The organism is Pseudomonas sp. GD03842 (assembly GCF_029841165.1).
Taxonomy (GTDB): Bacteria; Pseudomonadota; Gammaproteobacteria; order Pseudomonadales; family Pseudomonadaceae; genus Aquipseudomonas.
Genome location: NZ_JAOCEA010000004.1, coordinates 332,266 through 345,153, shown reverse-complemented (window position 1 = coordinate 345,153; position 12,888 = coordinate 332,266). Strand labels below are relative to the sequence as shown.

The following is a 12,888-nucleotide window of genomic DNA, read 5'->3' as shown; positions in this document are numbered from 1 at the left end:
CGGTTTCAGGCAGACGCTTCCAAGGGATAAAAGCTGAAGTAACGCTGCAACGCCTGAATCAGATGGTAATACTCGGCAGGGGCGGCCTTCAGTTTGAAACCGGAATCGTAGACGCCTGGCGTCTCGTCTTCCTGGCACCACAGGCAACTGGCGTTGATGTCTATGTTGTACAGACCGTTTTTCTCATCCGGGACTTTCAGGCGCAGCTGAAAGTCGACGCCGACCAGAATCGGCAGATCGCTGATCAACATCAGGCCCTCTTCTGAGACATTCCCCAGGCAACCCAACGGCTTGTCGGTGTAGCGGTTGAACACCTGAAGGTAATAGGGCAATTGGTGCCGCTCGATTCGTCTTTCGTTGAGCATTCGACAGAGATCCTCGAATGACCATTGAGCATGGTCTTGCTAATGCGAAAAGATCCGATCTCAGGTGAGCACAGACGACCGATCGAATCACCTGTTCATACAACAGGGAAGTCGTCTGACTCAACTGGCAGAATCGAAGTCACGCATCCATTATTCAATTTCGCGATAGCGAACGCGAACGCTCGCCCTCGTGGAAATAATTGAAGTGCCCTTCGCCACTCCTGTGAAGAAAGCTTAGGTCCCTACCGTTTGGAGACTAGCCGACTATTCCAAAAAGGCCACTCGAAAAAGGTGACGCCCTACCCCATACGGGTGTAACTAAAGTGAAGCAGGTCGAGCAACCGCCGACGGTGCGAGGTTGTCATGCCCCAGTTGGTGCAGCGTGTCCAATCGCGCGCGGGCCCTGAATGCGTATTCGCTATAGGGGTATTGCGTGATGATGAACTGGTACGTCTGGATCGCATCCACGTAAAGCTTCTGGCGTTCCAGGCATTGACCGCGCAACATCGACACCTCAGGCTGAACGTAACGGCGCGCGCGGCTCTCGCGGTCTACCTTGGACAGGTTGTACATCACGGCGTCGCAATCGCCTTTCGCGTACGCTCGATTAGCGTTATCCAGATGGCTGTTCATTGCCCAGCGCGTGCAGCCGCTCAAGGCTACCAGCGCCATTAATGTCATCACGATTCGCATGAGAGTCTCCTGTGCTCTCCAACATATCGGCGAGGCGGCGGATTTCTTCAAGCCCGTTTCGTCGGCTGTGGCTTTGCAGGAACTGGGCCGATTACCCATGCAATCCGTGACGCGTAGTGCAAAGGAACAATGACTACAGCGCAATACAGGAGTAGCCTTCCGCTGCGCTTCAATTAAGGAGTTTGTGCATGTCCGTTCGTCGCACCAAAATCGTCGCCACCCTTGGCCCTGCCAGTAATTCGCCGGAAGTCATCGAGAAGCTGATTCTCGCTGGCCTGGATGTCGCCCGCCTGAACTTTTCCCATGGCACGCCCGACGAGCACAAGGCTCGCGCGAAGCTGATTCGTGACATCGCCGCCAAAAATGGCCGCTTCGTTGCACTGCTCGGCGATCTGCAGGGGCCGAAAATCCGTATTGCCAAGTTCGCGAACAAGAAGATCGAGCTGAAAGTCGGTGACAAGTTCACCTTCTCCACCAGCCATCCTCTGACCGAAGGCACTCAGGAAGTGGTCGGCATCGATTACCCCGATCTGGTCAAGGATTGTGGTGTAGGCGACGAACTGCTGCTCGACGACGGACGTGTGGTCATGCGGGTCGACACCCAGACCGCCGACGCCCTGCATTGCACCGTGACCATCGGTGGCCCGCTCTCGGACCACAAAGGCATCAACCGCCGTGGTGGTGGCCTGACGGCACCGGCCCTGACTGAAAAAGACAAGCAAGACATCAAGCTCGCCGCTGAAATGGACTTGGATTACCTGGCCGTTTCCTTCCCTCGCGACGCTGCCGACATGGAATACGCCCGCAAGCTGCGTGACGAATCGGGCGGCACCGCTTGGCTGGTGGCGAAGGTCGAGCGCGCCGAAGCCGTTGCCGATGACGAAACCCTTGACGCGCTGATCCGCGCCAGTGACGCGGTCATGGTTGCCCGTGGCGACCTGGGCGTGGAAATCGGTGACGCCGAACTGGTGGGCATCCAGAAGAAAATCATCCTGCACGCGCGCCGCCACAACAAAGCGGTGATCGTCGCCACTCAGATGATGGAGTCGATGATTTCCAGCCCCATGCCGACTCGCGCGGAAGTCTCGGACGTGGCCAACGCCGTGCTCGATTACACCGATGCCGTGATGTTGTCCGCTGAGAGCGCGGCCGGTGCGTACCCGGTTGAAGCCGTCGCGGCCATGGCGCGCATTTGCGTCGGCGCAGAACGCCATCCGACCGGCAAGACCTCCAGCCATCGCATCGGCCACTCGTTCACCCGTTGCGACGAAAGCATCGCGCTGGCGGCCATGTACACCGCCAACCACTTCCCGGGCGTGAAAGCGATCATCGCGTTGACCGAAAGCGGCTACACCCCGCTGATCATGTCGCGTATCCGTTCCTCGGTGCCGATCTACGCGTTCTCTCCGCACCGCGAAACCCAGGCGCGTGCCGCCATGTTCCGTGGCGTGTACACCATTCCGTTCGACCCGGCCTCCCTGCCGCCAGGTCAAGTCAGCCAATCGGCTGTGGACGAATTGGTCAAGCGCGGCTTGGTTGAGCAAGGCGACTGGGTCATCCTGACCAAAGGCGACAGCTACCACACCATTGGCGGCACCAACGGCATGAAGATCCTGCACGTCGGCGACCCAATCGTGTAAGACGCTGCCGTCATGGAAAAAGCCCCGGCGCGTGAGCGTTCGGGGCTTTTCAGTGAGCTAATGGTGGAGCTGGTTCATCCTGATGAATCTCACCTTCGACATTTGGGCCTTATTACGCTCCACATGCCGACGCTCCGAATAGGTAATGGGTTCGTAGGTATTGTCTGAAGAGATTGTTTTATAACGTCGCGAATTGTAATGCGTCGAGTTCAGATCTTCCCAGCCGCTGGAAGCGTCAGCAGGGCTACTCAATCCTATGTCGACGAACTCGACGTCGGCGGGGAGCGTCGCAGAATCGCTGTGGGCCCAATCCAGCCCCAATTTGGATATGCGTCTGAATATCCAGTTGGTTACGCCCTCGGCGGCATGCTCCATTCCCGATGAGGAACCTCCAAACAATGCCTCGGGGTCTTTTTGGAGCATCGCAGCCATTGCCCCCTGCCCTTGTTGCGATAACGGCATTCTCATATTTTTGCGCCAGAACTCTCCCCATTTTTCTGGTCTTTCGTCATACCGTTTGATTTTGTTGCGCACGTTGAATCTCTCGTTGTGCGCATAGAGAAAGTCGGACCAGCTCTGCAAGAGCCCGCGGGCTTGTTCTCTGCTGCCTTTATAATGAGCAGCCTTTTCCAGAAATATATCTACGCCCTCTTCAGGTACTTGACGATCGTCCGTATCGTCACCCTCCTCGGCATCACCCTCAAAAAATGGCTCGATAACATCCCCGTAATACCCCATCACCGTATCAGGCGAAATGCCGATCCCGGCATTCAACAAATCGATCGTCACGATGCTGCGGGATGACGCCTCGCTACCGCCTTCCAAGTACTTGTCCCGCGCAGGATCAAACCCATACAACAATGTCACCGTCCCTTCCCTCCCATCAGGATCGGTCATTGTGGCTGGATTGTTGCTAACAAATTGATACCGATTCAGCCCATCCACATCCTCTCCCGGATCCGGGTTGATCCATCGTCCTAACCACGGCGCGTAATAACGGGCCCCGTAGTCATACAGCCCGCTGATGTCTTGCTCCTTGCCCGAATAACGTCGAGTTTTAAAGCCCGCAGCGGTGGTCTGCGCCTGGGCCCACCATGCCGTACCGCCGTATGGGTAGTAGTGTTCCTGGCTGAGCAGCGTGCCGGTTTCGTCACATTCCAGCGTCGCCGAGCCTTGGTGATTGGTCAGGGAAAAGCGGGCAAAGCTGTCTCGCCCCGTACTTGGGGCTCCATTCACCCATTGGGTCCAGAACACCCGGTTGCGACCCGCGTGGACCTCAACCGTGTGCCACGCTGTGTCGCCCACCGAATCGCTGTGTATCTCCAGACCGGGCAGATAGCGCACTTCTCGACGGCGAACCTGACCGCCCCCCACCAGTCGCACCTTGCGCACACGCTGTCCCGAGGCGTCGTAGACATATCGCTCGCTGTCGGTACTCCCGTCGTCTCTGATAACCGGAGTGATCTGACGTAGCCGGTTGCACACGTCCCACTCCAGAGCCTGACCACGGAACAAAGCCTGTTGATTGCCATTGGCATCGAAACCCTTGGCGATATCCTGCTCATCCGGCGTCCAATCGCCTTGAACCAACAAGCTCCGATTGCTGGTCGCCGAAGTGATCATGCGACGCGTAAACGCTTGGGCGCCACTGTGCACCACAGTTTGAAGATTGCCCGCTGAGTCGTACGCGTACTGCTCGCAATAATTGGCCAGTTGCCCCGGATCGGCAGTACCCAAGTATGCGCCGGTCAGGCTCCGCCAGCCCTCGGACCGGATAAACTCAAAGCCTGTGGCCTCGATCACTTGGTAGAGCGAGTCATAGGCGTAAGTGTTCGTAGCGCTGATCTGCTGGTTGCGAAAAAAAACCGAGGGTTTCACGCCGTCGTCGACGCGCGTGACGTTCCCCACCGGGTCATATTGATAGGCCAGGCATTGAATCGCCGCATCCCTCGGTAGCCCGGACTCCAGATGAAGCAGGCGTCCACTCTGAGGGCAGAACTGCGCTGATGTCACCACTCCATTCCCCGCTGTCTCGCTCACGATCTGATCGAGCGCGTTAAAGCGAACTTGACTGAGCAGTAACCGTGGCTCGGCGCCATTCAGTTGCAACGAAACCCGATGCAAGTGGCCACCTATGTCGTACTCGAACCGTTGAATATTCTGCCGCGCGTCAATCCACCGTAACGGTTCGCTCAAGGCATTGAAAACGCGGCAAGTCTCCGCGCTTTCGATTTCCAATAACTCGTCACGGGCGGCGAGAGCCGATGGCCAATCCGGATCGTCCAGCGTCTTGAGAAAGCGCCGCTGCTCGGCGGCAACGTTTCCCGCCAAATCGTAGCAGGACATTTGCAGCGTCCCCGCCATATCGTCATGCCGCGCCAACCGCCCGCAGAGGTTTTGATGATGTTCCTTAGGGCCGCCATAGGTCATCCGCTCGACCACACTCGCGAAACCATCAGTTGTCTGCTGTAGGACGGTTGTGAGCCGAAGTTCATCATCGAATACGCGGTGGTGAACATGACCTCGCCCATCCCATACAACTCGTGATTCGCCCGCCTCGCCTGCAAGATTGAGCACCCACCCTGCGTCGACGCTTTGAGAAAGAAGCACGGTGCCTGAAAGGCTCCGGTGATAAGACCGGTTGGGAACACCCCCTTCCTGCGCGGCTAACGTGCGCCCGAGACGCGGATCGTAGGCCGAAATGAGCCGCCCCGCCCTATCGTAACGTTGGTAATGGGCGCGCGGCTCGGCAATCGCATCCGCCGCTGCACGATGAAATTCGACCGTTGACACGACCAAAGCCCTTGGATCGAAGACCCTGATGCCCGGCGTCGCGCTATGTACGGATGAGGCAGAATTCGACATGCAAACCTCCCTGGTCAGTTGGCACTGCGTCCCACCCTGCGTTTTCCTGAGCGTCGCAGTGCCCAGCGAGATAGATACCCCCTCGTCCGAACGTTATCTACTGTCAGAAATGACAGTAGGGAGCATGCTATTTACCGTGGGCCCTCAACTGACCGGGCCTTTTCCAGAAACACATCCGCCAGCACCTGCCCTCGCGGCAACCCGGCAATGAACAAGCGCTTCGTGAAGGCCTCGACCTTCGCAGGCGCGCCACAGACAAGCGCAATGGTTTGCCGAGAGGGAACACGCAGGCTCGACAAGACATTCGGCAAGGATTCGGGCTCGATCAATTCCACCTGCAGCGCGCTGTGTTCGGCCATCAGGCTGTGAAGCCGAGCCGCAAGATAAGGCTCGCTCGCAACGTGCATCACTCTGATCGGACCTTGGTGTCGCTGACGCAACGCCTCGCGCAGGATGCCCCAAAGCGGCCCTAGCCCGGTCCCCGAGCCCAAGAGCCAGAGGGGCCGCTCCTGCCAATCGGGATCATAGTGCAACGCGCCGCCGCGAAGCTCGCCCAGACGCAGCGTATCGCCGGGCTTCAGGCCACGTGCGGCATCGGCAAAAGCGCCGGGCCGTGAGCAATCGATATGAAACTCCAGAAAGGGGTCTTCTCCTGGCAAGCTCGCCAGCGAGTAAGGCCGGGCGACCCCTGTCGAAGTCCAGAGCACCAGATGCTGACCGGCCCGGTACCGTAGAGGCCGCTCGGGTTGCAGTTGCAGGCGCAGTACGGTCGGACTGAGCCATTCGGATCCGCTGACATGGGCTGGAACACCGTTTCGAACAGGATCGAACACCTCGACACAGACGTCCTCGACGACTCGACACTGACACGCCAGGCGCCAGCCTTGCTCTCGCCTGGCGGCTGGCAGCGCGTCGGGCATCGCGTCGAGTGGCTCGCCACTGAGGCAACGGACCAGGCACGCATGGCAACTGCCTGCCCGACAGCTATAGGGCACAGCGACACCGGCGTCATTCAAAGCATCGAGCAGGCTGCTACCCGAAGCCACTGACCACTGTCGATCGGCTGCTCGCAACTCAGGCATCGACATGATCCCAGGCGCCATAGCAGCGATTGCGACCGTGATGCTTGGCGCGATACAACGCCTGGTCGGCACGGTGCAGCGCGCGGTCCATGTCATCCCCACGCTCGATGACCGTCATGCCCACTGACAGGCTCAACTGCAGGCCGGACAACTCGGGAATGTCAGTTTGCTCGAAGGCCAACCGCACGCGCTCGCAGCACTCGATCAACTGTGCCCGAGTGCAGCGGGGAATCAGCAGAACGAACTCCTCCCCGCCATATCGGGCAAGAATGTCGTCGGCACGCAGGCATTGACTTGCCGCGGAGGCGAACACCTGCAGGACCCGGTCGCCCGTGGCATGCCCATAGACATCGTTCACCCGCTTGAAATGGTCGAGGTCGATCAGCGCCAGGCCTGCGGTGTAACTCCCCTCCATGCTTTCCAACTCGCGCGTTGCCAGGCGCAGGAAGTGGCGGCGGTTGTAGAGGTTGGTCAGTTCGTCAGTTGAGGCCAACTCCTCAAGCTGGAACATCATGCCGCGCAGCGTTTCCTGGTGCGCTTGCAAGGTGATGCGGTGCTGGTGCATGCGCTGGCGCGAGCCTTGTACGAAACGGGCATACAGGCACAGCCAGCCCAGAACGATGAACAGCGCGCTGGTCTGCAGACTGGCAAGACCGGGGTCGGACAACTGCCCCTGATGCGCGTCCCACAGGTTGAGCGCGGTAAACCCGAGCAGCGCCACGACAGCGCAGCGGGTGAATATTTTCGGTGGCAAGTGGAACAGACCGAAGAGCAAGACCAGCACATACAGCACCAGGAACGTGCCCCGCGCCGAATCCAGGTGGTAGAGCAGAAACGTCTCCCACCCCAGGCCCATCAGGACTTGAAACTCCGTCAGGCTCGAGTCCCTGAAGCGCTGGTTAAAGCCGCTGAAAAACACCAGGCTCAGGGCTGCCTGCGACATCATGACCGAGACACTGACGAGCCAGACATCGAAGAAATCGGCTCGGTAATACCCCGCGCCGTACGCGACCCACATGAGCACGATCAGCAGCATGTAGGTACCCGCCGCCATGGCGAAGCGCTTCATCCGCAAGCGCTGAATAGATCCATCTACATGAGGGTGATTCATTGTTGGAGCTCTACAGTCAAGCCAGGTGGACCCGCCTCATGCCGCCGACGGCCGCGTCTTGCGACGGCAGGCAGTGCCGCGGTCCCGAGGTCATCAGGAAACGCCAATGTAGAGCAAACATGGCGATTCGCCAACGCGCGCAGCGACTCCGCCATTGCCACACATCCGATAGACCATCCCTACCGCTGCCTCAAGCAGGATGACGCTCACCGCTGAACACCCACCCTGACAACTCCTGAAAACCTCTGTCGCCGCGCGATATATATGTATATCCATCTGGTCCTGGACGACTTTTACACTCGGGTCTCTTATCAGCACCACGGACGGTAATTCCCATGAGCTATACAGACGATACCCAATGGATCAGCACCTTTACCCTCGCTGTCACCTCCAGCTCCAACAAGGTGTTCTCCAACGGCCGCCACCAAGTGGAAATCACGGTCGGGGTCACGCCACAAGAAGGTGAAGAAGTCACCGAAGAGCAGATGGCGAGCATCCAGCTCGTCACCCTGGATGATGAGGGCAATTATCAGGGGCTTTCTGGCGATCTTCAGCTCGGCACCGAACGTGACGAACGCTTCGACTATCACCCGGACGCATCTGCCTCCGACATTACAGGCCTCGAATCCACGACTCAGCGCCGGATTTTCTATGTTTCGTCGACACGCCCAGAGGCCCGCCAGGACACCCTCTATGCCGTCATCAGCAAGGACGACGAGACGCGCTGCGTCACTCACAGCAGCACATTCAACGCTTCGGTCACTGTGGAGTCGGTAGCACCCACCCAGGTGAGTGCAGACGACTTCATGTTCTGGGGAGACGCTGTACCGAACCCTGAGCCTGCTCTCGCACAGGCAAGCTGCGAAATCTATTCCCTGGCCTTTAAGGACCCAGCACGCAGAATTGTGGCATCCCTTCCTCGCGGGGCTGGAGAAGGCGTCGCCTATTACCAGAACCACCTCGATATTTCCCCGTGGGAGGACGCTGATGAAGAAGCGTCCGTCCCACCGCGTTTTCAGAACTTCTACCACTACGCCTACAAGGTGGGCGAACCCAAGGCGTTCGTTTTTCAGGGCAGCTCCCTCCCGCTGAACCAGACGCCGGGCGTCATGAATTTCGTGCGACTGAAGACGACCAGCGACCGCCCTGAGGTGGAATTTCATCACGACGCCAGCCGTTGGGCGTTACTGGACCAATATGGCAATGCGCACACGATCGAGATGAAACAGTTCAACGATGGCGCAGGTCTGGATTTCGCGTTGCTCGAGTACATGTGAAGCGCAAACGCTCTCAGTCTGTTTAACGTAGGCAAATCGCCTGGCTTCTCTTTCAAGCACATCTTGATCGAGCGGCACGTCACTCCATGGATGGAATGAAATGAAGATCATTGAAAACACCCACTTTCTCAGCACATTTAAAATTCAGGTAACCTCTGGCCAGCCTCGAATCTATAACAACGGGCATCAGCAGATCGAAATAACGGTCACCTACCAAGCGGCAAAAAATGTGGAGCTGTCTGAAGAGCAATTGAGCAGCCTCAGGCTCGTTACTTCCAAAGGGGGTGAATACCGTGAACTGTCGGATGACTTCAAAGTCTCGACCACGCGCGACCCTCGGTTCAACTATTTTAAAGACCCGCACAGCCCGTCCAACTTGAGAGCACCGGAGGTTATCGCAGGCCAGAACATCAAAACCTTCTACCTTTCCTCCACACATGAAGCGGGTATCCCCATCAATATTCATGCTGCCATGAACAAAGATGAGGAGCTTGTAGCAATCACCGGAACCAAGTACTTCAATTCATCGTGCATCATTACGACGGTCAAACCGAATCTGAGACTTACTCGCCAGGATTTTAAATTCTGGGGCGAAGATGTTCACTGGGAGGACCTGAGCAGTTGGCACGCAGGACAGAAAGCCACGAAAGAGCTGGACGTCGACGTCTACCATCTGTCCTTCAAGGACCCACGACACCGGCTGGTGGAGTCCGTAAAAGCTGAAGAAGGAACCGTGGATGAGGGAGAGCCGTGGTTCCACAAAAAGTTCGAAGCCGAGGCATCCTGGTTTTTTGACAGCAAAGAAAGCCGTACACAAATGCACATCGCCTACAGAGTCGGTACACAGCTGAGTTTCAGCAACGAACACATCACCATCAATGTCTCCCGACGCAATGTCATGAATTTTGTACGCGTCAACATTTATGAGAAACACCCTGCGTTTCCTGTATCGGTCAAACCCCTCAATGAGCGCAGTGTATGGCTGTTGCGGGATCAGAACGGAAACACACACAAAATCGAGATGTTCACGGAATCCAACGGCAACATTCCAAACTTCAAAGTCATTGACGAGCACTATGATGACCACTGAATAGTGCAGCGGTAGCGACGCCCCTTTTGAGCGGAATTTCAAAAGGGTGCGTCCTTTATCAGGCATATTTACAGGGAGTGATGATATGTCAATCAGCGGTATTCATACCCAAGCGACAAACTTCGTGGATTTTGTAAAGACGGGCGTCGATGCCCGTACAGGGCAGTTCACGATTGCATTCCAGCTGCCGCTACTTCCCGCCAACGATCTCGCGGGGCCCTCTCTTTCGCCCACCTTGTCCTTCAACGTATTGACCTCGACCGTCGACCGGGGATTTGGCTACGGTTGGGCACTGGGTTTCAGCGAAATCAACCTGCAGCAAACCTCAGCCTCCCTCCAGCTTTCGTCAGGCGAACGTTTTGCCATCGATATTAAAAATACCGACTTCTCGCCTGGCAAAGAGCTGGTGCTGTTCGACAACAAGCTCAAATCCATGGTCGTCACGTGCCAAAGCGACACTGAGGTCCGAATCGATCACAAATCCGGGCAGACCGAGATTCTGACCAAGCAACCCAACAGTGCCAAATACGTGCTGACGGAGCTTCGCAGCCAGGAGGGACGCAGGCTGTACGTGGATTGGTCTGCGTTCGCCAATGACGACTTCAGACTCGACAAAATCCGCGACGAGACCCGCACGCTGTTGGAGGTTGAGAGCGACGGTGGAGAAGTCGTATTTCAGGTGCCAGGCCATGAGGCTCGTACCCTGTCGCTGCAACTGACGAACGATATGCTGGGCGCTGTGTACCTGCCTGGCATCGAACGACCCTTCACCGTGACTTATGAGGCGCAGCCGGTAAACGCCGAATTGGAACTACTGTTGCCTTCCGAACTTACCAGCCCATTGGGGACATCGGACAGCATCAGATGGGGGACGGGCGAGTTTGGCCACCAGCTTCCACCCGGTGCTCCCTTCCCCGAACTGCCAAGGGTGATTGAATGGAAGCATTCATCCGGAACGGGAGACGTTGAACTCACCCGCTCTTACGAATGGGTCGGTGCACTCAACTTTCTGGGATTCGGAAGCGAGCACCCTTTCAACTGGCAGACCGGACGCGACAACCTCTATGCGGTCCAGGAAGACTACAACTACGAAGTCATTGAAACGCAGACGGATGAACAAGCGCGCACGCTCGCGACCACGACGCGCACCTGGAACCGCTTTCACCTGCCTGTGAGTGAATCCACCCGCCAGGGGGATTCCGAGATCAGGCGCCAGACCACGTTCGGTATCAAGCCTGACACCCACTGGGACGAACAGCCAGCGTGGTGCCAGTTGCCTCATGAACAAACCGTCACTTTCATTGACCACAAGACCGGCAATCAACGCAGCGAGACGACCGAATATCGCTACGATGACAACGGCAATGTCGTATTCAGTCGCAGCCCCAACGGTGTCGAAGAGCACAACGAGTACTACCCCGCCGAAGGCGCCGAAGGATGCCCGGCCAACGCCATGGGCATGGTCAGGTACCTGAAGAAGAAAACCACCCGACCTGCTCGTCTGGAAGATGGCTCTTACGGCGGTGCATCCGAAATCTCCACGAGCTACACCTACACTGCATTGGCGTCGCTCATTGAGGGTGAGCCTGCGGTCGTGGTGGTCGAGCGCGAAACGGCACGGGATGAAACCCACGACCGCGTACTGGAGACCACTACTCAGACCTACATCACCGAGCCAGGTCCGCACTACGCCCGCGTGGATAGAAAAATCACCACGCTCAACGACAAACCCACGACCACCTCCTATCGCTACGAACAAACACAGGATGAGCTGAGCACCCATGTCACCCTGATCGGCTTTGAAAACACTGAGCGGGTGCGGGCGACGCAAAGCATCGCGCGCTCGCTGAGCACCGGCCGAGTGACACGGGAGCGCAATCAAGCTGGGGTCATTACTCGCTACGACTATGACGACCTGGGGCGGATTACCCTCGTCATCACTGCCGACGACAGCCCTTACCAAACCCGCCGCACCACGACCTATCACATCGGCGATGCCGTCGCGCTCGAGCACCGGGCAACCGGCGAAAACCCAGTGATGGTCGAGGACTGCCTCACCACCGGCCAGCGTCGCCGTCAATGGCTCGATGGCGAAGGCCGAACCGTGCGGGTGGAGCTTGAAGACATCGATCACGCGCCAGGCGTATTTCGCGAAATTGCCCGCACGGCCTTCGACGCCTTGGGCCGGCCCCTCAGCGAAACTCAAGTGGACTGGTTGCGCGACCCAGAACACCCGGCAACAGTGACGGCGCTCACGCTCACCACAACCACTCAGTACGATGACTGGGGTCAGGTGAGTTGCAGCACCACGCCGGATGGGGTCCAACATCACAGCGAGCACAACCCAGTTGCTCTCTCGCTGAAGACGTGGCAGCAAAACGGTCCCCTTCGCAGCGCCTGCACCCAGACGCTGCACAATGTGTCCGGCAGCCCACTCACCGAGCAGTTATATGACTCACAGGGAACGCTCATTCGCAGCAAGGAATGGGGCCGGGATGGGCTGGACCGCATCACTCAAACCACCGTCAAAGTGCCCGGTCAGCCGGACCGCGTGACCACTGCAAGGCTGGATGTCTACGGTCGGACGGTCGAACAAACGCTGGCCGACAACACAGTGGTGAACTGGACGTATGCTTTGCACAGCGATGACAACCACCCGGAGACCATTGCCGTCACACCCCCTGCGCTCGACGAAGCGTGACCAAGAACCACAGCCATGACGACAGGGACACCGGTTAACGCAGGCGTTCCTGATTAACGCTCTT

The 12,888-nt window shown here is 57.8% G+C and carries 9 protein-coding genes; 4 read left to right on the top strand and 5 right to left on the bottom strand.

All coding sequences use genetic code 11. The features are described 5' to 3' along the window. Positions 1-5 precede the first annotated feature (5 nt). Together N5D61_RS08645 and N5D61_RS08640 are read right to left on the bottom strand one after the other, a co-directional pair. Positions 6-365 carry a PilZ domain-containing protein gene (locus tag N5D61_RS08645; protein WP_279892051.1) on the bottom strand — a complete coding sequence of 120 codons (360 nt, stop codon included), beginning with the start codon at positions 363-365 and terminating at the stop codon, positions 6-8. 318 nt (positions 366-683) lie between these two features. Next, entirely contained in the window at positions 684-1,058 is a 375-nt protein-coding gene (locus N5D61_RS08640) for a tetratricopeptide repeat protein (RefSeq protein WP_279892049.1), read from the bottom strand. Between the two features lie 188 nt (positions 1,059-1,246). Between N5D61_RS08640 and pyk the strand changes: the two genes are divergently transcribed. Continuing rightward, positions 1,247-2,698: a pyruvate kinase gene (gene pyk, locus N5D61_RS08635; RefSeq protein ID WP_108236975.1), complete on the top strand. Its 1,452-nt coding sequence runs from the start codon at positions 1,247-1,249 to the stop codon at positions 2,696-2,698. 57 nt (positions 2,699-2,755) lie between these two features. Here the strand turns inward: pyk and N5D61_RS08630 are convergent, their stop codons facing one another. The 3 genes from N5D61_RS08630 to N5D61_RS08620 form a co-directional block, all read right to left on the bottom strand. Continuing rightward, the gene (locus N5D61_RS08630) at positions 2,756-5,563 is read right to left on the bottom strand and encodes an RHS repeat-associated core domain-containing protein (RefSeq protein WP_279892046.1); all 2,808 of its coding nucleotides are present in this window, start codon (positions 5,561-5,563) and stop codon (positions 2,756-2,758) included. Between the two features lie 131 nt (positions 5,564-5,694). After that, the gene (locus N5D61_RS08625) at positions 5,695-6,645 is read right to left on the bottom strand and encodes an iron-sulfur-binding ferredoxin reductase (RefSeq protein WP_279892044.1); all 951 of its coding nucleotides are present in this window, start codon (positions 6,643-6,645) and stop codon (positions 5,695-5,697) included. Next, complete coding sequence (locus tag N5D61_RS08620) at positions 6,638-7,756, bottom strand: GGDEF domain-containing protein (RefSeq protein ID WP_108236973.1); 1,119 nt, start codon at positions 7,754-7,756, stop codon at positions 6,638-6,640. The genes N5D61_RS08625 and N5D61_RS08620 overlap by 8 nt, the downstream gene beginning before the upstream one ends. 335 nt (positions 7,757-8,091) lie before the next feature. Between N5D61_RS08620 and N5D61_RS08615 the strand changes: the two genes are divergently transcribed. The 3 genes from N5D61_RS08615 to N5D61_RS08605 all read left to right on the top strand — a co-directional run bounded on the left by N5D61_RS08615 (position 8,092) and on the right by N5D61_RS08605 (position 12,824). Beyond that, positions 8,092-9,033, top strand: a complete 942-nt coding sequence (locus N5D61_RS08615) for a hypothetical protein (protein WP_279892041.1) — start codon at positions 8,092-8,094, stop codon at positions 9,031-9,033. A 100-nt stretch (positions 9,034-9,133) separates the two neighbouring features. Next, the gene (locus tag N5D61_RS08610; RefSeq protein ID WP_279892039.1) at positions 9,134-10,123 is read left to right on the top strand and encodes a hypothetical protein; all 990 of its coding nucleotides are present in this window, start codon (positions 9,134-9,136) and stop codon (positions 10,121-10,123) included. Positions 10,124-10,208: 85 nt separating this feature from the next. Next, a complete protein-coding gene (locus N5D61_RS08605) occupies positions 10,209-12,824 on the top strand; it encodes a hypothetical protein (protein WP_279892038.1) in 2,616 nt (871 codons plus the stop codon). Positions 12,825-12,888 lie beyond the last annotated feature (64 nt).

Excerpts from the sequence above, each read along its gene's own strand:
- N5D61_RS08645 (WP_279892051.1), bottom strand. The coding sequence starts at position 365 with ATGCTCAACGAAAGACGAATCGAGCGGCACCAATTGCCCTATTACCTT.
- N5D61_RS08640 (WP_279892049.1), bottom strand. The coding sequence starts at position 1,058 with ATGCGAATCGTGATGACATTAATGGCGCTGGTAGCCTTGAGCGGCTGC.
- pyk (WP_108236975.1), top strand. The coding sequence starts at position 1,247 with ATGTCCGTTCGTCGCACCAAAATCGTCGCCACCCTTGGCCCTGCCAGT.
- N5D61_RS08630 (WP_279892046.1), bottom strand. The coding sequence starts at position 5,563 with ATGTCGAATTCTGCCTCATCCGTACATAGCGCGACGCCGGGCATCAGG.
- N5D61_RS08625 (WP_279892044.1), bottom strand. The coding sequence starts at position 6,645 with ATGCCTGAGTTGCGAGCAGCCGATCGACAGTGGTCAGTGGCTTCGGGT.
- N5D61_RS08620 (WP_108236973.1), bottom strand. The coding sequence starts at position 7,756 with ATGAATCACCCTCATGTAGATGGATCTATTCAGCGCTTGCGGATGAAG.
- N5D61_RS08615 (WP_279892041.1), top strand. The coding sequence starts at position 8,092 with ATGAGCTATACAGACGATACCCAATGGATCAGCACCTTTACCCTCGCT.
- N5D61_RS08610 (WP_279892039.1), top strand. The coding sequence starts at position 9,134 with ATGAAGATCATTGAAAACACCCACTTTCTCAGCACATTTAAAATTCAG.
- N5D61_RS08605 (WP_279892038.1), top strand. The coding sequence starts at position 10,209 with ATGTCAATCAGCGGTATTCATACCCAAGCGACAAACTTCGTGGATTTT.